The organism is Hydrogenophaga sp. (genome assembly GCF_026125825.1).
Classification (GTDB): Bacteria; Pseudomonadota; Gammaproteobacteria; order Burkholderiales; family Burkholderiaceae_C; genus Hydrogenophaga.
In genome coordinates, this window is sequence record NZ_JAHCKK010000085.1 from 1 (window position 1) to 19087 (window position 19087).

Genomic DNA, 19087 nt, shown 5'->3' on the forward strand with positions numbered 1-19087 from the left:
GAACGAGCTGTTCATCGGCGTGGTGTTCCTCGCCCTGCCGCAGATTCCCTTGACGCTGGGCAACGCGGTGATCGCGATCAAGGAGGAGAACAACCGCCTGTTTCCTCACGCGCCGGTGACCGAGAAGAAGGTGGCGGTATCGACCGGCCTGATGAACCTCTTCAGCTCGGCCGTGGGTGGCGTTCCCATGTGCCATGGCGCGGGCGGCATGGCCGGGCATGTGGCGTTTGGTGCGCGCACCGGCGGGGCGGTGGTGATCCTGGGCGCCGTGCTGCTGGCGCTGGCCCTCTTCTTCGGCGACTCGGTGCATGTGCTGTTCCAGCTCTTCCCGCCGGCGGTGCTGGGCGTCATTCTGTTTTTCACCGGGGCGCAGCTGGCGCTGGGTGCGGGTGCGCTGGGCGCGGCGCGGGACGACCGCCTGGTGACCTTGGTGACGGCCGGCCTGTGCCTGTGGAACGTGGCCATCGGCCTGGCCGTGGGCCTGGTGCTGCACCACCTCGCGCGGCGCGGGCTGTTGCGGTTCTGAGGGCCCGGGCCTCAGTCCTCGACGCCGATCAGGCCTTCACGCACCGCCAGCCGCACCAGGGCGGGAATGTCGTTCACCCCGAGCTTGGCCATGATGCGCTCGCGGTAGGACTCCACGGTCTTGGGCGAGAGTTCCAGTTTCACGCCGATGACGGCGCTGGTGAGGCCGCGCACCACCATGACGATGACCTGCCGCTCGCGCGCCGAGAGCGTGTGCACGGCGGCAGAGCGCGATTCGGCAATGAGGCCTTCCACCGCCAGCGTGGAGGCTCGCCGGCAGAGGTAGCGGCGGCCGTTGGCCACCACCTCCACGGCGTTGAGCAGCTCCAGCGAGGCCGAATCTTTCAGCACATAGCCCAGGGCGCCGCGCCGCATGGCTTGCATCACATGCCGGGGGTGGGCCGACATGGTGAGCATGATCACGTGCGAGGGCAGCTCCAGGCGCTTCACTTCGTCGAGCACGTCAAAGCCGGAACCGGGCTCCAGGTGAAGATCGAGCAGCACCACCGACGGCCGCAGGCGGGTGATGTCGGCCACGGCCGCGCCCGGATGATCGGCCTCGCCCACCACGCTGTGCCCTGCCTTTTCCAGGACTCTGCGCAGACCTTCGCGAAGCATCGCGTGGTCATCGACCAGGTAGATGTCAGCCATGGCGGCCAGCCGTCGAGCCTTCCATGACACCAGTATTTCGCCGATGCCGCGGGCCGTCTGTGGGATGTCGAACAGAACATGGCATCCCCCTTGCGGGGCTTCGCGCCTCAGAGGCTGAGCTGGCGCACGCAGCTGGCCGCTGCGGGCACGTTCTTGTACATCACCTGCGAGTCACCGCCCGGCAGCGTGGCGAACGAATGCCGCCAGGCCAGCGCCACGGGGCCGACGCTGGCCTGCGTGGAACTCCAGCTGTCGGCGAACAGAAGGTGCCCCGGCGTGTGCAGTTTCTCCTGCAGCGTCTCGCCGCTGGGGCAGCCGCTGGCGGCGCTGTTGCTCATCTCGCAGATGGCGGGCAGGTACCAGTCGGCGTAGGTGTTGAGCGTGCCTCGGCAGGTGCCCGCCGTGTAGTTCTCCAGGCGCACGCTCAGGTGCTCGGGCGCGGCGATGATCGCTTGCGTGTTGCACGCGCCGTCGAACTTGCCGTTGCAACTGCTCGCCGAACCGACCGAGTTGTCGCTCACCCCGGCGACCTCGAACACCAGATTGCTTGCGATGTAGTGCTCGCTCCAGTTGACTGGGGTGGCGCTGGAGACGGCGGCCACCTTGCCGCCCACGCTCTGGGTCGGGGGGCCGCTTTCGTCGAAAGCAAAGAGGTGGCCGCCCTGGAAGACGCTGCCGTAGCCGAGCACATGGACCTGCACCGCCAGCGCGGGGGCGTTGCTGCTCTGGATGCTCATGGCCACGGGCACGGGGGCGGGCACCCCGGGCGCCGCGCTGGGCAACGCACCGGGCGTGATGGTGATGGTGCAGGAGGCCCCGGGGGCCAGCGTCGCGCAGTTGCTGGCGTAAGTGGTGCCCATGGGCCACACCACCGCCGGGTCGACCTCCACCAGCAAGGCGGGGGCCGCGCCGGTGTTGACGACCGTGAAGCTGCGCGCGATGCCCGACGCTTTGAGCGCCAGCATGGCAGGGTTGACCACCAGTGAGGTGCTGGGGGCCGGCGGTGTTGCGCTGGGTGCGGGCGGCGGCGCCACGGCAGCTCCCCCGGAGCCCCCACCACAGGCCGCGAGAAGCGCCCACAAAGCCAGGGCCCAAAAAGGCCGGTGCGTGAAGAGTGGCGACATTTGTTGGTATGGTGGTTGGTGTTGCAACGGGCAGCGCACCTTAACAGCTTCCCGTTGCGGCCTGACCCAACACACAAGGATTTGACATGCCGAAGGCTTACTGGATTGCCACCTACCGTTCCATCAGCAACCCCGACGCTCTGGCGGCTTACGCCCAGCTCGCAGGCCCCGCCATCCAGGCAGCGGGTGGCCGTTTCCTGGCGCGCGGCATGCCGGCCCAGGTGTACGAGGCGGCGGTTCACCAGCGGGCCGTGCTGATCGAGTTCGCCAGCGTGGCGCAGGCCACGGGCGCGCACGACAGCCCGGCTTACCAGGCCGCGCTCAAGGCGCTGGGCGATGGCGCGGAACGCGACATCCGCATCGTGGAAGCGCTGGCCTGAGGCTTGCTCAGGCCCCGCTGCCGCGCAGCGGCAGCGTGACGGTGAAGCGCGCGCCGCGTCCGGGCCCATCGCTGTGGGCGGCGATGTCGCCACCGTGCCGTTCGACGAACTGACGCGCCAGCGAGAGGCCCAGCCCCAGCCCGCCCTGCCCCTTGGCGCTGGGTGCCTGCGAATACATCTCGAACAGCCGGGGAATGAAGTCCTGCGCGATGCCGATGCCGGTGTCCTGCACGTCCACGACGGCTTGGCCGTCCACCGCGTGGGCGCGCAAGAGGATGGAGCTGCCATCGGGCGAGTATTTGGCGGCGTTGGACAGCAGGTTGATGAAGACCTGTCCCAGGCGCGTGCCATCGCCCCGGACGGGCAGCGCCTGCTCGCTGACCTGCACCTCAAGCACATGCCCGCGCTGGGCGATGAGTGGCTGCGTGGCTTCCAGCGCGGCCGCGAGCACGTCCTGCAGCACCAGGTCTTCGAGCTGGAGCTGGAACTTGCCGGAGCGGATGCTGGACGCATCGACCATGTCGTCGACCAGGCGCGCGAGGATGTTGGTCTGGTTCTCCAGCGTGCGGATGCTGCGCTGCTGCCGGGGGTCGTCCTTGCCGTTGGTGTGCTTCAGCAGCATCGCGGCCAGGCGGATCGACGACATGGGGTTGCGCAGCTCGTGGGAGAGAAGCGCCAGGAAGCTTTCCTTGTTGGCATCGGCCTGCGCCAGGCGGGCCAGAGCCAGGTGCTGTTCCGTGACGTCGTGGCCCTGCACGAAGATGCCGCTGACGCGATGGTCACCCTCCTCGACCACGGGCTGGTAGACAAAGTCCACGTAGCGGGTGGCCGTCTGCTGGTGTTCGTCGAGCACCACGAGTTTCACACCCCGGCCCACATGGGGCTGGCCGCTGGCATAGACCTCGCGCAGCAATCCCTCGAAGCCCTGGCCCTTGATTTCGGGCGCGGCGTCGAAGATGGGGCGCCCCACCAGATCGCGCTTGCCCACCAGTCGCTGGTAGGACTCGTTGGCCAGTTCGACAATGTGGTCTTCGCCCCGCAGCAGGGCAATGAAACCGGGCGCGCGGCGGAAGTAGCCGTCGAGCAGGCGGCGCGCGCTCTCGCTCTGCGCCAGCAGTTGCCGGCCCTGCGCTTCCTGCCGGCGCAAAGTGGCGAGCGTGGCCGCGTTCTCGAAGATGAGGGCGGCCAATTCGGCCAGTGCCGTGGAGGCGCTCAGGTCGTCCTGGGTAAAGGCCGCGTCGGACGAGTGCCTGACGATCCAGAGGGTGCCGATGGGCACGCCGTCCTGCGAGAACGGCACCAGCAGCACCATGCGCACGGGCAGGTGCAGCTCGCCGATGTAGGGGTAGAGGCGCACGGGGTCGCGCATCATCAGGGCCCGGCCCTGGTCGAACACCGCACCGCAAGGGCTGAAGTGGCGCGGCAGAGTGCCATGGAGGTACCGGGCGAACCCCCCTGCCGTCGCCACCCACTTGAAGTGATCGCCCGAGAGCGGGTCCAGCAGGCTGATGCCGGCCGACTCCGCCCCGGTCAGGCGCATCGCCGTCTCCACCAGATGGCCCACCACAGCCCCCGGTTCGGCAGAGAGCGTTTTGGCCAGCGACAGCAGACCTTGTGCAAGCGTGAAGTCGGCCGCGTGCGCAGCGCGGGTCGGCTCGATGGGGACGAGGATGTCTTCCAGCGAACAACCGGAGGAAGAAGCCTGTCTGGTCACACCGTCTTCGGCAGGAGTGGACGGATCAACTCGGCGCCTTGCTGAAGCAACTCAAGGTTCTCGGGGGAGAGGGGCCGCTGAACCAGGTCGAAGTGGCACAGCGTGCCAAAGAACTCGCCTGCCTCGTCCTGCAGGGGAACGCCGGTGTAAGACATCATCACGCCCTTGTAGGGGTGGCCGTCGAGGCGGTCGTCGGTGCTGGAGTCGCTGGTGAGGAAAACGCCGTCGCGCAGCACGAACTGGCAGAAGCTGGATTCCAGCGGCACCTCGGCGAGGTACTCGGGCCGGATTTCCCCGGCCTTGTCGCAAAGGCCCACATTCTTGAGCAGCGAGTCGCGCAAGCGGTACACCGCCGTGTAGCGGTGTTCGGTGGTGGCGTTCAGAAACCTCAGACCCCCATCGATGCCCTCTTGATCGAAAGCGAGTCTGAGCTGTTGCAAAGGTGGCATGTTCATGGTGGGGCCGGCCGGAGTGAATCGGTGGTGCGCGTCTTTCACGTTCGAGCAACTGGGCATTAGACCGCAAATGGCAGCGCCGTGGCGCGGTGCGGCCATCTCTCCTGACGTGGCGTGCCATCGTCCGATCACCCCGGGCCGGGCACGCCGTTTGCCCCTCCAGCGCATGGAACAGCCCGCCTTCACGCCCTTTGGGCCGCCCACCGCCACCGTGGCCGCCGATGCCCAAGCGCAAGAGGCGGCGGGCGAGCGCCTGCTCAAGGGGAATCAGGCCGATCTGTTCGACCGCACGGAGGACGTGCGCGCGGCGCTGATCGGCACGCTCGAACGCGCGACGGACCACATCAACCTCGATGCCGCGCTGCTGCACACGCCGGGGCTGGGCGCCGACATCATCGACTGCCTGGGCCAGCGCTGCCGGCAAGGCGTGCGCGTGCAGGTCATCGCCCACACGCTGGACATGGCGCGCGCGACCGACGGGCTGGCCCGGCTGTGCGAGGCCGGCATCACGCTCAACGAAGACCATCCTCGGCGCGCCTGGCGGGCCTGGCTCGAGCGCCGCCAGCGCATCACGCACCGGCAACTGGCCGTGGTGGATGGCGAGGTGGCCTGGTGCGGGCCCGGCATCCGCTCCCCGGACCTCTGCAGTTTCGGGCCCCATGCGCGCATGCGCGGCCCGGTGGTGGAGCGCTTGCAGCGGCTTTTCCTGGAGGCCTGGCACGCCACCAGCTCGCCCACCACCCTCCCCCAGGCGGACTACTTCCCGAGCCTGAAGCCGGCCGGACACGCGCGCATGGGCCTGGCGCTGCCCTCCTTGTCGGGCGGTGCGCCGCTGCAGGAGGGCCAGACCCTGGTCGATCAGGTGCAGCGGGCCCGCACCCAGGTGATGGTGAGCATGGTGGAGCGCGCGCCCTCCCGGCATCTCATGAAAGCCCTCATGGCGACCAGCGCCAGCGGCGTGCGCGTGACCGTGGTGGTGCACCGGCAGGCGCTGGGCTGGCGCTGGCGGGAACGCTGCGCGGACCTGCTCAGCGTGGGCGCGAAGGTGTACCGCGCGGACGACAGCTGCCCCTTTCCCTGCCACGCCGTCGTGGACGGCCACTGGTCGAGCCTGGCCATCGACGGCGCCACGGCGAAGGTGGGCGAAGGGACCGAACTGGTGGTGATGGACGCCGCGTTCGCCGAGACGCTGGAAGCGGTGTTCCACCAGGCCACAGCGCACGCGAAACGGCTGAGAGAAGCGACCGAGCCCGCTTGAGGGCCGGGCACGGGAACGCGCCTTGCCCCTGGTGCGCACCATCCACACGAAGGACCGACCATGACCCGACTCGAAGACAGCCAGCGTGGCGCCGCCGTGAAGGCCTCCTCGCGCCAGCCGCAGGGCGACTTTGGCCGAGGCCGCGACCATGCGCCATTGGGCAGCAGCGACGACCCGAACCTGGAACAGAACCAGCGCGGTGCCTACCGCGACGCAGAAAAGCCCGAAGAAGACCACGCGCCAGCCGAGGTGCCCTACCGCCCGGCCCCGAACCCACCGGGTGCCCCGGGCCAAGGTGAGCGTGCCGATTGATGCCATGATGGCCGGGTGATCCCGACCCCGCCCACCTCGGCCGCCCGTGCGCGCACGGCGCAAGCTTCGCTTCTCGCATGGTTCACCGCGCAGGGCTGGTCCCCTGCCCCGTTCCAGCGGCGGGTGTGGCGCCATTGGCAACGCGGCGAGTCGGGCCTGCTCGTCACGCCCACGGGCAGCGGCAAGACGCTCGCGGCTTTTGGCGGCGCCCTGCTCGATGGACTGTGCGAGACAGCGCGCCCTGCAGGCGCTGCGCGCCTGCGCCTGCTGTGGGTGACGCCGCTGCGCGCCCTGGCGACCGACACCGCGCAGGCCCTGAGCGCGCCACTCGAGGCACTGGGCCTGCCCTGGACGGTGGCCAAGCGCACGGGCGACGCCACCTCGCGCGACCGGCGCCTCGCCCGACAAGGCCTGGCCGAGGTGCTGGTGATCACGCCCGAATCGCTCGCCCTGCTGCTCAGCTACCCCGAGACCGCCGACCTGCTCGCGGGATTGCGCGGCGTGATCGTGGACGAATGGCACGAACTGCTGGGCAACAAGCGCGGCGTGCTGCTGCAACTCACGCTGGCGCGCATCCGCGCGCTGGCACCCACCGCCGTGACCTGGGGCCTTTCGGCCACGCTGGGCAACCTGGACGAAGCGCGCGACGTGCTGCTGCCCCACCGCCGCGCCGCGCCCGTGGTGAGCAGTGCGCGGCAGCGGGGCCTGGTGCTCAAGACGCTGCTGCCCGAACAGGGCGAACGCTTCGCCTGGGCGGGCCACCTGGGCCTGTCGCAGCTGGAACGGGTGATGCAGCTCATTGGCGGCGCGCGCAGCGCCATCCTCTTCACCAACACGCGCGCGCAGGCCGAGCTGTGGCACCGCGCGCTTTCGTCCATCTGGCTCGAAGCGCCGGGCACCCTGGCACTGCACCACGGTTCGCTGGACACCGCGCTGCGCCTGGCCGCCGAGCAGGGCCTGCGCGACGGCAGCGTGCGCTGCGTGGTGGCCACCTCCAGCCTGGACCTGGGTGTGGACTTTCCTGCGGTGGAACTCGTGATGCAGGTGGGCAGCCCCAAGGGCCTGGCGCGCCTGCTGCAGCGCGCCGGCCGCGCCAACCACCGGCCCGGCGAAGCCAGCGTGATCCACGGCGTGCCCACGCACGCGCTGGAACTGGCCGAGTTCGCCGCCGCGCGCAAAGCCCTGGCGGCCGGCCAGATCGAATCCCGGCGGCCACCGCGCCTGTCGCTGGACGTGCTGTCGCAGCACTGCGTGACGCTGGCGCTGGGCGGCGGCTTCGAGCCCGACGCGCTGCGCGCCGAGGTGCGCGGCACGCACGCCTTCGCCAACTTGAGCGACACGCAATGGGAGGGCGTGCTGCGCTTTATCGAACGCGGCGGCCAGGCGCTGGAGAACTACCCCGACTTCCACCGCGCCGTGCGCGGCGACGACGGCATCTACCGCGTGACCGACCGGCGCGTGGCGCTGCGCCACCGGCTGTCCATCGGCACCATCACGGCCGATGGCGCCGTGGCGGTGCGCTTTCTGCGCGGTGCCTCGCTGGGCTCGGTGGAAGAAAGCTTCATCAGCCGGCTGCGCCCGCGCGACCGTTTCCAGTTCGCCGGCCGCACGCTGGAGCTGGTGGCGGTGGACCAGATGACAGCATATGTGCGCATGGCCAAGGGCCTGAGCGCCGCCGTGCCGCGCTGGCAGGGCGGGCGCATGCCGCTGTCCACCGAACTCGGCGCGGCCATGGAGGCGGTGCTCGATGGGCCGCGCGACAGCCCGGAACTGCGCGCCCTGGCCCCGCTGCTCGATCTGCAGGCGCGCGTGTCGGCGTTGCCCACGCCCCGCACCTTGCTGGTGGAGGCCGTGCGCACGCGCGGGCGCGCCTCGCTTTTCGTCTACCCCTTCGCCGGCCGCACCGTGCACGAAGGCATGGCCGCCCTCTTCGCTTTGCGCTGGGGCCGTCTGGCACCCAACACCTTTGTGTATGCCGTCAACGACTACGGCTTCGTGCTCAATGCCTCGCAGCCCATCTCGGTGAACGAGGACCTCATCGCACGGCTGCTGGCGCCGGCGGATCTGCTGGACGACCTGCGCGAGGGCATGAACCTGACCGAAATGGCGCGCCGCCAGTTTCGCGAGATCGCCCGCGTGGCCGGCATGCTCATGCCCTCGCTGCCCGGTGGCGCGCAGCGCAGCGCCCGGCAACTGCAGGCCTCCAGCGGCCTGCTCTTCGACGTGCTGCAACGCTACGACCCGGATCACCTGCTGCTGGCCCAGGCGGTGCGCGAAGTCTTCGAGGCGCAGATGGACGTGCAGGCGCTCACCGCCGCGTTCGCGCGCTGCGCGGCGCGCACCATCGAGCTGCGCCAGCCCCGCACGCTGACCCCGCTCTCATTTCCCCTGTGGGCCGAGACCGTGCGCGGCGAACTCAGCACGGAAGACTGGTCGGCCCGCGTGCGGCGCGCGGCCGAGCAACTGCAGGCGCGCCATGGCTGAGGCCATCGACCTCGTGCTCGCCGGCGAGCCCGTGCGCCTGCTGGCCGACCGCGCGCTCTACTGGCCGGCGCGGCGCCGCCTGCTCGTGGCCGACGTGCACCTGGGCAAAGACGATGCGTTTCGCGCCGCCGGCATCGCCCTGCCCACAGGCGGCACGCGCCAGGACCTGGAGCGCCTGAGCACCCTCATCGACCACAGCGGCGCGGACTCGCTCTGGGTGCTGGGCGACCTGCTGCACGGCCCGCGCGTGGACGCGGGCTGGCGCGAAGACTGGTCGCGCTTTCGCGATCGCCACGCAGGCCTGGACATGCTGCTGGTCGAGGGCAATCACGACCGCGCGGCGGCGCGAGCGGGGCTGGACGTGCAGCGCCGCAGCGAGCGCGTTGACGACGGCCCCTTCAGCTTCGCGCATGCGCCAGGCCACCCACCCCAGGCCAGTGACCGGTTCGTCGTCTGCGGCCATGTGCATCCCGTGGTGAACGTGCCAGGCTTTCGCGGCCGCTTCCCGGCCTTCGCCTTGATGGAGCGCCAACTGGTGCTGCCCGCGTTTTCGCTCTTCACCGGCGGCTGGCTGGTGCAGCAGGCGCAGGCGCGCTTCGCCTGCATGGGCGCACAACTGCTCGGCATGGGGCCCACGCCCACCCGGCGTCGGTAAAAGCGTCGGCAAATCCGCCAGCCGGCAGCGCGCCTGGCTGCGCGCGGCGCAGCGCCGTGTGCGCCATATGCCAGCGGGCCATAAACAAACTACTTCATCGTTGTTGGGCGAACGGATGGGCATCCACAGAATGCAGGCTTTCAACCGATTCTTCAGGAGCCTTCGCATGTCCTGCGCGCCCACCGTCATCATCATTCCCGGCTGGCGCAACTCAGGCCCCGGCCACTGGCAGACGCTGTGGTCCGACAGCCTGCCCTCGGTGCTGCGGGTGGAGCAGGACGACTGGGTCGCGCCGGTGCGCCAGTCCTGGGTGGCGCGGCTGAGCGAAACCATCGCGCGCGCCCCCGGCCCGGTGGTGGTGGTCGCGCACAGCCTGGGCTGCATCACCGCCGCCCACCTGCCGCCCGAAGCCGCGCAGCGCATCCAGGGCGCGCTGCTCGTGGCCCCGGCCGACCCGGAACGCCGGGGCGTGCTGGCCGACTTCGCGCCCGTGCCCTACCAGCGCCTGCCGTACCGCAGCATCCTCGTGGCCAGCAGCAACGACCCGTACTGCCCGGTGCGAACCGCCGGCGCCTATGCCCGTGCCTGGGGCAGCGAGTTCGTGCGGCTCAACGACGCAGGCCACATCAACGTGGACTCGGGCCATGGCGCATGGCCGCTGGGGTTGGCGTTGCTGCAGTCGTTGGGGGCGGACGTCCCTGTGGGGGCACGGCAGGCGACCGAGGCGGCCTGACGGCCACGACAACGGCCCCCGGCGCACGCCCAGCCTGCGCAACGCAACCGGGCCTTTTTGGGGCCAGCCGGCGGGTCGCCCCGCGCAAATCGTTCCGCCCATCTGACGGTTCAGACCCGCCAAACCTGCAGCTTGTGCCCAAGTCCAGCAAGGCTCTGATGGCTATCAAAGACTGCGTCGATTCAAGTTCTTGTTGAGGCGTGAAGCGCGCTTCTGACGGAAGCCTGGATCTTCTCCATCAAAACCGGCGAAGCACGCCCACAAGAAAAATGATCATTGAAAACGTCGTCGCGAGCTTTCCTACCCGAACCGTCAGCAACGAAGAGGTCATCGACCTGATCCGATTCCACTCGAAGGCGAACTTCGAGGGTGACCTCCCCCAGGCGCTGAACACCATCCAGACATTCCTCGATCAAAGTGGCCTGATCACGCGCCAGTGGCAGGCCCAGCGCGAGCGCCCCATCGACCACCTTGAAAAGGCCGTCTCGTCCGTGCGATCGGGCAGCGCCTTGAAGCTGACCGATATCGATCTCTTCATCTATGTGGGCGTGGGCCGAGGCTTTCGCGAGCCGGGCAACAGCTACATGGCGGCCAAGGCGCTGGGCATCACGCGGGCGGAATGTTTCGATGTGATCGACGCCGGCATGAGCTGGACGCGGGCCCTTTCGCTGGTGGACAGCCTTTTCAGCACAAGCCCATACCGCAACGCGCTGGTGGTGAACGCTGAATTCAACGTGACGAACGGCGGGTCTGTGAGGCCCGGTGATTTCGTGCTCCAGAGCCCTGCCCAGGTCAACCAGGCCTTGGTGTCCTACACCATCGGAGAGGCAGCTACCGCCACCTTGCTGCGCCCGGAGCAGCCCGACAACTTTCAAATCACCATCCATTCAAGGCCCGATCTTGCCGATGTCTTCATGGTGCCGAACGAAGACGTCTGGAACGTCCATCGGCAAGCCGAGGTGCAAGCGGTACTGGGCACGGATCGGTTGACCGTCAAACAAGACGAACTCGGTCGCAGCGTGGCACAGGCCATCTCCCATCTCGTCGAAAGCACAGGCGTGTCAGACCAGGACGTCGACATCGTTCTCACGCACACCTCGCCCATCTCCGATTGGCAGGCCGCGATCGCGCGGCAGGGGCTCAGCGAAAAGGCCTATCGCATCTACCCGCGCACCGGCAACATCGTCTCGGCGTCCATCCCCGCCGCGCTTGCAATGGCAACGGAAGAGGGTCGACTGAAAAGGGATGACCGCGTTCTGTTCCTCATGGGCAGCTCAGGCATGTCATTTGCAGCAGGCCGATTCGAGCACAGGCAGAGGTCGCGCCCATGATCATCGAAAGCGTCGCCGCAAGCCTGCCGGAAAGAGTGGTCTGCAATGAAGAGGTGGTCGACCTGATCCGGTTCAACTCCAAGCACTTTGATGGAGATATCAACAAGGTACTGCGCATCATCAAGACTCGCCTGGAACGAAGTGGCTTGATCACGCGTCACTGGTTAGGTGGCGACGAAAGGCCAATCGATCATGTTGCTCGTGCGGTAAGCAGTGCATTGAAGGCTTCAGCGACACGACCCATCGACATCGATTTGTTCATCTACGTGGGCGTTGGAGGCGAATTTCACAAACTGGGCAACGCTTACATTCTGGCGAAGTCCTTGGGCGTTCTCCGCGCTGAGTGCTTTGACATCCTCGACGCGTGCATGAGTTGGACACGGGCCGTATCGCTGACGAAGAGCCTCTTCGAAACGAGGCGAATACGGAACGCTTTGATCGTGAATGCGGAGTTCAACATGATCAAAGGCACCGCTGGTTTTCCAGAGAACTTCACGCTGAATCACCCGCAGGAACTCGACCACCTGTATCCCTCCTACACCATCGGCGAGGCTGCTTCCGCAACGCTCCTCTTTCCAGCCGACAAAGAGAATCTGTCTGTCACCATCCATTCGAACCCGGGCTACGCAGAACTTTGCATGATTCCTGCAGAGGGATATCAGGGCTACTTCGATGTCAGCCCCTTGGTTGCCCACCTCGGCCCAAGAAGATTCACCGCACTCGGCCGCGAGATTCATGACCGAATTGCTGCAGAAATCCCCAGCACACTGCACAAGTCCGGGATTGACCTCAACAAAGCCGACCTCGTCTTCACGCATTCCTCCTCCATGAAAGCTTGGGAGGACATCGGGGCGCGACTCGGGTTTGCAGAAAAGTTGTTTCACATCTATCCCGAGGCAGGCAACGTCGTCTCGGCATCCATTCCAACCGCCATGGCAGTCGCTCAAAGTGTGGGCAAGTTGCGCAAAGGCAGTCGAGTCGCGTTCCTGATGGGAAGCGCAGGCATGTCTTTCGCGGCAGGCGAGTTCGTCTACTAACCCAACCGAAAGGAGGCAAACGGTGGCAAATCCGCTTCGTCACTTCTCACAGGCACTGCAAGCCAACACCAAGGCATCGGGGAAGAGTATCGTGATCGCAGGTGCGCTGGGCACCTTCATCTTTGGAGCCTATGGTGTGCTGTGGTTGTATGTCACGCCACTCGCTCACGAGAGCGTCGCAATGAGGCTATTGGGTATGGTGGCCTGTATGGGCCTCTGGTCAAGTCGCTATTGGTCCGATCGGTACAAGAACTTCCTGCCGTGGCTGTGGTTTGCAACGCTCTGCTACGCACTGCCCTTCTTTTCGACCTATCAGTTGTTGGCGAGTAACTATTCTGTGCTGCGATCGATGATTGAGGTAGCGACGGTGTTCCTCATCATTGGCCTTTTCCCGAACTACATGCTCGCCAGCGTCAACATGGCGCTTGGCCTGTGCTTGGGCGTCGTCACTGCCTACGTCACGATTCCTGATTTCTGGTCGTTGAACCATTCCACGGTGGTCTCCGTTCATCTTCCCGCTCTCTTGTACAGCATCGTGGCGGGGATGATTCTGACGCGCAGCCATCTGAGAAGCCTGCTCGCCCAAGAAAAGGTCGACGCGATGAAAGCCCTGATTGGCTCCATCGCCCATGAGATGAAAAGCCCCATGGACCATCTCAGCCAGCGCTTGAACGCCATCGGCAAGCGCCTGCCGGACCACGCCGTCGGCGTGCAGAGCCAGACCATCTACGTCGACGATCTGGAGGCGATCTACGCCGAGCTCGCCAAGTGCAGGGAGGCCATTGAGCGCACCACGCAGGTCGTCACGCTGACCACGGACGAGATCAGCGCCAAACCCGTCGACGTGTCGCGCCACCGCTATCTGCAGGCCACCACGGTCGTGAACAAGGCCCTGGCGGAGTTCGGCTACACGAATCCCGGCGACAGGGATCGGATCTCTGTGGCGGCCAACAGCGATTTCATCTTCAAGGGTGATGAGACGCGCGTCATCTTCACGCTGTTCAACCTCCTGAAGAACGCGCTCTACTATTTCGACCGGTATCCCGATGCCCGCGTCACGATCAAGGTGGAGGAACGCCAGGTGACGGTGGAAGACACGGGGCCCGGTATCAGGTCCGAAGACCTGCCGCGCTTGTTCGAGGCCTTTCAAACCTGGGACAAGCCAGACGGCACCGGGCTGGGCCTGTCTTTCTGCCAGCGCACCATGCGGGCCTTGGGGGGCAGCATCCATTGCGAGTCCGAACTCGGCAAGTTCACCCGGTTCGTGCTGCGCTTTCCTGCGCTGGCCAAGGACGAGCTTTCGGCGCACGAGAAGGATGTGATGACGCGAGGAAGCGCCATGTTCAACGGCAAGCGGGTCTTGGTCGTGGACGATTCCCGCCATTTCCGTCAAATGTCGAAGAAGGTGCTCGTCCGGCTGGGCGCGGTGGTCGATGAGGCGGAGGATGGCAAGCAGGCTTTGGCGATGCTGGCCGCCTTGCGGCACGAGGCCATGGTGCTGGACTTGCAGATGCCGGAGCTGGACGGCTACGCAACGGCCGAGCGGGTGCGCCGCGGCGCCATCGCGGGCCTGGAGCATCTGACCATCGTGGCGCTGTCTTCGGAGTCGCCGCATGCAGCCCGGGTCAGGCTGGAGCGCATCGGTGTGAAGGAGTTCCTTTCCAAAGGTTGCTCGCCCCTGGAGCTGATCGAGGTGCTGTGCCGCGCCCACGCGACGTCCAAGGCTCAGGCGAAGACGGCCGAGGATGGCGATCAGCAGGCGGGCAAGACCATTCTGCTGGTCGACGACGACGAGTTCACCCGCAAGTACATTCGCACGACGTTGATGACGCAGGGCTTCCAGGTGCTCGAGGCGGCCGATGCAGAAGCCGCCCTGCAGCTCTGGAGCGATGCCGCCAGGCAGATCGACGCTGTGATCACGGACATTCACATGCCCCACATGAGCGGGGTCGATATGGTGCGCGCCCTGCGCGCGGGCCCTCGACCCCTGGGCGCGATGCCGGTGATCGCGATGAGCTCGCGCACCGACGACGCCATGCAATCGGAAGCGCGGGAGGCGGGCGTCAACGCTTTTGTCCCCAAACCGGTGCAGGTCGGTGATCTTCTGCTGCTGGTGAGCCAGCGGCTGGCCGGCTCTGCCAACGGGAAGCAGCCGGGCAGCCCGACCGCTCCGAAGCGGCTTCCGGCGGCCCCACTTCCTCTGATCGACCTTGCCCGGCTGGACAGCTTGCGCCGGCTCGGCATGAACAAGGTCGACATCACCCTGGCACTGGAAGAGCTGCACACGAAGGTGGGCCAGCTGGCGAACTATGTCGAGGCCAAGGACCTGGAGCGGGCCAAAATGCTCATGCATGCGCTGATGGGCCTGGCCGGGCACCTGGGCGCCAGCGCGCTTTACGAGGAGGTGCACGAAAAGTACACCACGATGCTGGCAACGGGCCAGTGGCCGGCGCAGGTGGACTGGTTGAAGAACCTGAGCCAGTTGTTCGCCGATACGCATCGCATGTTGAAGGCCCGGGCAGGCGCCTGACAAGCCGGCTTGCCGGCGCGCTTTATTCCAACCCGGCATAAAGAAACAAGAACAAAGTCGTTTGGATTCTCAGGGTGGGCGCCCAGAATCCGACACATCCTGTTTCCTGCCTGGAGCTTTCCCATGAAAAACGCCCTTCGCGCGGCAGTCGCCGCCGTCGCCCTGTCCACCTCTGCCCTGGCGGGCGCACAGACGACGCTGCTCAACGTGTCTTACGACGTGGCCCGCGAGTTCTACAAGGACATCAACGTCGCGTTTGCCGCGAGCTACAAGAAGTCGAGCGGCAAGGACATCAAGGTGGACCAGTCGCACGCCGGTTCGAGCGCCCAGGCGCGCGCCGTGGCCGATGGCCTGGAAGCCGATGTGGTGACGTTCAACACCACGACGGACGTGGATTTCCTGGCAGACAAGGGCGTGGTGGCCAAGGACTGGCGCCAGAAGTTTCCCAACGGTGCAGCCCCCACGACTTCGACGATGCTGTTCCTGGTGCGCAACGGCAACCCCAAGGGCATCAAGGACTGGGACGATCTGATCAAGCCCGGCGTGCAGGTGGTGGTGGTCAACCCCAAGACGGGTGGCAACGGGCGCCTGGCTTACCTGGCTGCCTGGGGCTATGTGCGCAGCAAGGGGGGCAGCGATGCCGATGCCGCCGAGTTCGTGGGCAAGCTCTACAAGAACGTGCCGGTGCTGGCCCGCGGTGGCCGTGACGCGACGGGCGTGTTTCTGCAACGCAATATCGGCGACGTGCTGGTGACCTTCGAGTCCGAGGTGGTGTCGGTGAACGCCGAGTTCGGCGCCGGCAAGGTGGATGCGATCCACCCGAGCGCGTCGATCGTGGCCGAGAACCCGGTGGCCATCGTGGAGCGCACGGTGAACAAGAAGGGCACGGCCGCCGAGGCCAAGGCGTACCTCGATTTCCTCTACAGCCCCGAGGGCCAGGAGATCGCGGCCAAGCACAACATCCGGCCGCGCAACGAAGCCGTGCTGAAGAAGTACGCCTCGGCGTTCAAGCCCATCAAGCTGTTCACCGTGGGCGACTATTTCGGCTCGCTGGCTGAAGCGCAGAAGGTGCATTTCAACGACGGCGGTCAGTTCGACAAGCTGTACACGGTCGGCAAGTAAACAGGAAACACCCCGCCGCGCTTCGCGCGCCCCCGCTCGAAGGGGGCGGTGCCTCGGCACCTCTTGATCCAACCCATCGCGCGCGACGGCACCCGGGACCCACGATATGACCACCGCCACGCTGCCAGCGGCAGCCGCCCCCACCGACACCCGCCGTCGCGCGCGCCGCCGCGTGCTGCCGGGCTTCAACATCACGCTGGGCTTCACGGTTTTCTACCTGAGCCTGATCGTGCTGATCCCTCTGTCGGCGCTGTTTTTCAAGACGTTTTCGCTGACCTGGCCGCAGTTCTGGGAGGCCGTCACGGCGCCGCGCGTGCTGGCGTCGTACCGGTTGACTTTCGGTGCGTCGCTGATTGCGGCGACGGTGAATGCCGTGTTCGGCCTGCTGGTGGCCTGGGTGCTGGTGCGCTACAGCTTCCCTGGCAAGAAGATCGTGGACGCGCTGGTGGACCTGCCGTTTGCGCTGCCCACCGCAGTGGCGGGCATCTCGCTTACGGCGATCCTGGCGGGCAACGGCTGGATCGGCCAGTACACGGAGCCGCTGGGGCTGCAGCTGGCTTTCAACCCGAATGGCGTGGTGATCGCGTTGATCTTCATCGGCTTGCCTTTTGTGGTGCGCACGGTGCAGCCGGTGCTGGAGGATTCCGAAAAAGAGCTGGAGGAAGCCGCCACCTGCCTGGGTGCCACGCGCTGGCAGACCTTCAGCCGCGTGATTTTCCCGAGCATTGCGCCCGCCCTGCTCACGGGTTTTGCGATGGCGTTTGCGCGAGCGGTGGGTGAGTACGGTTCGGTGATCTTCATCGCGGGCAACATGCCCATGGTGTCGGAGATCACGCCGCTGATCATCATCAGCAAGCTGGAACAGTACGACTACGCGGGTGCCACCGCCGTGGCGCTGGTGATGCTGCTGTTTTCGTTTGTGCTGCTGTTGCTCATCAACGGCCTGCAGACCTGGCAACGCAAGCGCTCTGGAGGGAACCTGCAATGAGCACCGCCACTTCTGCACGCACCGCCCGCAAGGGCACGACCGAGGCGGCCTGGGTGCGCCGCACGCTGATCGGCATCGCGCTGCTGTTCATGGCGCTGTTCCTGGTGTTGCCGCTGGCCGCGGTGTTCACCGAGGCGCTGCGCAAGGGTTTCGATGCGTACTGGGAGGCGCTGAAGGACCCGGACGCCTGGTCGGCGATTCGCCTGACGCTGCTCACGGCGGCCATTGCCGTGCCGTTGAACCTGGTGTTCGGCGTGGCGGCGGCCTGGGCGGTGGCCAAGTACGAGTTCCGGGGCAAGTCGTTTCTCACGACCCTGATCGACCTGCCGTTCTCGGTGTCGCCGGTGGTGGCCGGTCTGATCTACGTGCTGGTGTTCGGCGCGCAGGGCTGGCTGGGCCCGTGGCTGGCCGAGCACGACATCAAGATCGTGTTCGCCGTGCCCGGCATCATCCTGGCCACGATCTTTGTCACTTTCCCGTTCATCGCGCGCGAGCTCATTCCGCTGATGCAGGCGCAGGGCAACGACGAGGAGCAGGCCGCGATCGTGCTCGGGGCCTCGGGCTGGCAGACGTTCTGGCACGTGACGCTGCCCAACATCAAGTGGGGCCTGATCTACGGCGTGATTCTCTGCAACGCGCGCGCCATGGGCGAGTTCGGCGCGGTCTCGGTGGTTTCGGGGCACATCCGGGGCCAGACGAACACGATGCCGCTGCACGTGGAGATCCTCTACAACGAGTACCAGTCGGTCGCCGCCTTTGCAGTGGCCTCGCTGCTGGCCCTGCTGGCGCTGGTCACGCTGGTGATCAAGTCGGTCGCCGAGTGGCAGATGGAACGTGAATTGAAGGCGCTGGCCGAATTGCCTCCCGAACGCCCCACGCCCGCCCACCCAACCCTGCTGGGACAGACACCATGAGCATCGAAATCCGCGACATCAACAAGCACTTCGGCACCTTCCAGGCGCTGAAGAACGTCAACCTCGACATCCACTCGGGTGAGCTGCTGGCGCTGCTGGGCCCGTCGGGCTGCGGCAAGACCACGCTGCTGCGCATCATCGCGGGCCTGGAGACACCGGACACGGGCAGCATCCTGTTCAGCGGCGAGGACACCACCGATGTGCATGTGCGCGAGCGCAATGTGGGCTTCGTGTTCCAGCACTACGCGCTGTTTCGCCACATGACGGTGTTCGAGAACGTGGCCTTTGGCCTGCGCGTGAAGCCGCGCGGCCAGCGCCCAAGCGACGCGCAGATCAAGACCAAGGTGCTGGATCTGCTCAAGCTGGTGCAGCTGGACTGGCTGGCCGACCGCTATCCCTCGCAGTTGTCGGGCGGGCAGCGCCAGCGCATCGCCCTGGCCCGCGCGCTGGCGGTGGAGCCCAAGGTGTTGCTGCTGGACGAGCCTTTTGGCGCACTCGATGCCAAGGTGCGCAAGGAGCTGCGCCGCTGGCTGCGCCGCCTGCACGACGAGCTGCACGTGACCAGCGTGTTCGTGACACACGACCAGGAAGAAGCCCTGGAGGTGGCCGACCGCGTGGTGCTGATGAACCAGGGCCAGATCGAGCAGATCGGCGCGCCGCAGGAGGTGTGGGAGCACCCGGCCAGCCCCTTCGTGTACGGCTTCCTGGGTGACGTGAATCTGTTTCATGGCCGCGCGAATGAAGGGCAGCTGCACCTGCAGGGCGTGTCCATCGATTCGCCCGAGCATGCCGGGGCGCAGGATGCCAAGGCGTTTGCGTACGTGCGCCCGCACGACCTGGACGTGCAGCGCTACGCGGCCGGCCTGCCCGGCAT

18 protein-coding genes are annotated in these 19087 nt (G+C 66.7%); 14 read left to right on the forward strand and 4 right to left on the reverse strand.

Annotation, left to right across the window (positions count from 1 at the left end):
• A partial coding sequence (locus KIT86_RS20020) for a putative sulfate/molybdate transporter (protein WP_297401632.1) occupies nucleotides 1-526 on the forward strand: 526 nt, incomplete at its 5' end.
• A gap of 11 nt (nucleotides 527-537) precedes the next feature.
• On the opposite strand, the gene KIT86_RS20025 is transcribed toward KIT86_RS20020, so the two are convergent.
• Together KIT86_RS20025 and KIT86_RS20030 are read right to left on the reverse strand one after the other, a co-directional pair.
• On the reverse strand, nucleotides 538-1176 hold the full coding sequence (locus tag KIT86_RS20025) for a response regulator transcription factor (RefSeq protein WP_297401634.1): 639 nt from the start codon (nucleotides 1174-1176) through the stop codon (nucleotides 538-540).
• A gap of 107 nt (nucleotides 1177-1283) precedes the next feature.
• A complete protein-coding gene (locus tag KIT86_RS20030) occupies nucleotides 1284-2141 on the reverse strand; it encodes a hypothetical protein (RefSeq protein ID WP_297401636.1) in 858 nt (285 codons plus the stop codon).
• Between the two features lie 245 nt (nucleotides 2142-2386).
• Between KIT86_RS20030 and KIT86_RS20035 the strand changes: the two genes are divergently transcribed.
• The gene (locus KIT86_RS20035; RefSeq protein WP_297401637.1) at nucleotides 2387-2680 is read left to right on the forward strand and encodes a DUF1330 domain-containing protein; all 294 of its coding nucleotides are present in this window, start codon (nucleotides 2387-2389) and stop codon (nucleotides 2678-2680) included.
• A 7-nt stretch (nucleotides 2681-2687) separates the two neighbouring features.
• Here KIT86_RS20035 and KIT86_RS20040 read toward each other — a convergent pair whose 3' ends face one another.
• Together KIT86_RS20040 and KIT86_RS20045 are read right to left on the reverse strand one after the other, a co-directional pair.
• Entirely contained in the window at nucleotides 2688-4394 is a 1707-nt protein-coding gene (locus KIT86_RS20040; RefSeq protein ID WP_297401639.1) for an ATP-binding protein, read from the reverse strand.
• Complete coding sequence (locus KIT86_RS20045) at nucleotides 4391-4849, reverse strand: GAF domain-containing protein (RefSeq protein ID WP_297401641.1); 459 nt, start codon at nucleotides 4847-4849, stop codon at nucleotides 4391-4393. The genes KIT86_RS20040 and KIT86_RS20045 overlap by 4 nt, the downstream gene beginning before the upstream one ends.
• A gap of 166 nt (nucleotides 4850-5015) precedes the next feature.
• Here KIT86_RS20045 and KIT86_RS20050 point away from each other — a divergent pair, with 166 nt between their 5' ends.
• From KIT86_RS20050 to KIT86_RS20105, 12 genes are all read left to right on the forward strand, one after another.
• Nucleotides 5016-6107, forward strand: a complete 1092-nt coding sequence (locus KIT86_RS20050) for a phosphatidylserine/phosphatidylglycerophosphate/cardiolipin synthase family protein (RefSeq protein WP_297401643.1) — start codon at nucleotides 5016-5018, stop codon at nucleotides 6105-6107.
• Between the two features lie 60 nt (nucleotides 6108-6167).
• Nucleotides 6168-6419 carry a hypothetical protein gene (locus KIT86_RS20055; RefSeq protein WP_297401645.1) on the forward strand — a complete coding sequence of 84 codons (252 nt, stop codon included), beginning with the start codon at nucleotides 6168-6170 and terminating at the stop codon, nucleotides 6417-6419.
• 15 nt (nucleotides 6420-6434) lie between these two features.
• Nucleotides 6435-8903: a ligase-associated DNA damage response DEXH box helicase gene (locus KIT86_RS20060; protein ID WP_297401647.1), complete on the forward strand. Its 2469-nt coding sequence runs from the start codon at nucleotides 6435-6437 to the stop codon at nucleotides 8901-8903.
• Nucleotides 8896-9558 carry a ligase-associated DNA damage response endonuclease PdeM gene (pdeM, locus tag KIT86_RS20065; RefSeq protein ID WP_297401649.1) on the forward strand — a complete coding sequence of 221 codons (663 nt, stop codon included), beginning with the start codon at nucleotides 8896-8898 and terminating at the stop codon, nucleotides 9556-9558. The genes KIT86_RS20060 and pdeM overlap by 8 nt, the downstream gene beginning before the upstream one ends.
• A gap of 166 nt (nucleotides 9559-9724) precedes the next feature.
• Nucleotides 9725-10291: an alpha/beta hydrolase gene (locus KIT86_RS20070; RefSeq protein ID WP_297401651.1), complete on the forward strand. Its 567-nt coding sequence runs from the start codon at nucleotides 9725-9727 to the stop codon at nucleotides 10289-10291.
• Nucleotides 10292-10560: 269 nt separating this feature from the next.
• The gene (locus KIT86_RS20075) at nucleotides 10561-11622 is read left to right on the forward strand and encodes a 3-oxoacyl-[acyl-carrier-protein] synthase III C-terminal domain-containing protein (protein ID WP_297401653.1); all 1062 of its coding nucleotides are present in this window, start codon (nucleotides 10561-10563) and stop codon (nucleotides 11620-11622) included.
• Nucleotides 11619-12659: a 3-oxoacyl-[acyl-carrier-protein] synthase III C-terminal domain-containing protein gene (locus tag KIT86_RS20080; RefSeq protein WP_297401655.1), complete on the forward strand. Its 1041-nt coding sequence runs from the start codon at nucleotides 11619-11621 to the stop codon at nucleotides 12657-12659. The genes KIT86_RS20075 and KIT86_RS20080 overlap by 4 nt, the downstream gene beginning before the upstream one ends.
• A gap of 22 nt (nucleotides 12660-12681) precedes the next feature.
• On the forward strand, nucleotides 12682-15189 hold the full coding sequence (locus KIT86_RS20085; RefSeq protein WP_297401657.1) for a response regulator: 2508 nt from the start codon (nucleotides 12682-12684) through the stop codon (nucleotides 15187-15189).
• A 123-nt stretch (nucleotides 15190-15312) separates the two neighbouring features.
• On the forward strand, nucleotides 15313-16311 hold the full coding sequence (locus KIT86_RS20090) for a sulfate ABC transporter substrate-binding protein (protein ID WP_297401659.1): 999 nt from the start codon (nucleotides 15313-15315) through the stop codon (nucleotides 16309-16311).
• 106 nt (nucleotides 16312-16417) lie between these two features.
• The gene (gene cysT, locus KIT86_RS20095) at nucleotides 16418-17299 is read left to right on the forward strand and encodes a sulfate ABC transporter permease subunit CysT (RefSeq protein ID WP_297401661.1); all 882 of its coding nucleotides are present in this window, start codon (nucleotides 16418-16420) and stop codon (nucleotides 17297-17299) included.
• Nucleotides 17296-18213, forward strand: a complete 918-nt coding sequence (cysW, locus tag KIT86_RS20100) for a sulfate ABC transporter permease subunit CysW (RefSeq protein ID WP_297401663.1) — start codon at nucleotides 17296-17298, stop codon at nucleotides 18211-18213. The genes cysT and cysW overlap by 4 nt, the downstream gene beginning before the upstream one ends.
• On the forward strand, nucleotides 18210-19087 hold an 878-nt coding region (locus KIT86_RS20105), incomplete at its 3' end, for a sulfate ABC transporter ATP-binding protein (protein WP_297401665.1). The genes cysW and KIT86_RS20105, both read left to right, overlap by 4 nt.

Coding starts and splice junctions, on each gene's coding strand:
- KIT86_RS20025 (WP_297401634.1), bottom strand. CDS start 1,176: ATGGCTGACATCTACCTGGTCGATGACCACGCGATGCTTCGCGAAGGT.
- KIT86_RS20030 (WP_297401636.1), bottom strand. CDS start 2,141: ATGCTGGCGCTCAAAGCGTCGGGCATCGCGCGCAGCTTCACGGTCGTC.
- KIT86_RS20035 (WP_297401637.1), top strand. CDS start 2,387: ATGCCGAAGGCTTACTGGATTGCCACCTACCGTTCCATCAGCAACCCC.
- KIT86_RS20045 (WP_297401641.1), bottom strand. CDS start 4,849: ATGAACATGCCACCTTTGCAACAGCTCAGACTCGCTTTCGATCAAGAG.
- KIT86_RS20050 (WP_297401643.1), top strand. CDS start 5,016: ATGGAACAGCCCGCCTTCACGCCCTTTGGGCCGCCCACCGCCACCGTG.
- KIT86_RS20055 (WP_297401645.1), top strand. CDS start 6,168: ATGACCCGACTCGAAGACAGCCAGCGTGGCGCCGCCGTGAAGGCCTCC.
- pdeM (WP_297401649.1), top strand. CDS start 8,896: ATGGCTGAGGCCATCGACCTCGTGCTCGCCGGCGAGCCCGTGCGCCTG.
- KIT86_RS20070 (WP_297401651.1), top strand. CDS start 9,725: ATGTCCTGCGCGCCCACCGTCATCATCATTCCCGGCTGGCGCAACTCA.
- KIT86_RS20075 (WP_297401653.1), top strand. CDS start 10,561: ATGATCATTGAAAACGTCGTCGCGAGCTTTCCTACCCGAACCGTCAGC.
- KIT86_RS20080 (WP_297401655.1), top strand. CDS start 11,619: ATGATCATCGAAAGCGTCGCCGCAAGCCTGCCGGAAAGAGTGGTCTGC.
- KIT86_RS20090 (WP_297401659.1), top strand. CDS start 15,313: ATGAAAAACGCCCTTCGCGCGGCAGTCGCCGCCGTCGCCCTGTCCACC.
- cysT (WP_297401661.1), top strand. CDS start 16,418: ATGACCACCGCCACGCTGCCAGCGGCAGCCGCCCCCACCGACACCCGC.
- cysW (WP_297401663.1), top strand. CDS start 17,296: ATGAGCACCGCCACTTCTGCACGCACCGCCCGCAAGGGCACGACCGAG.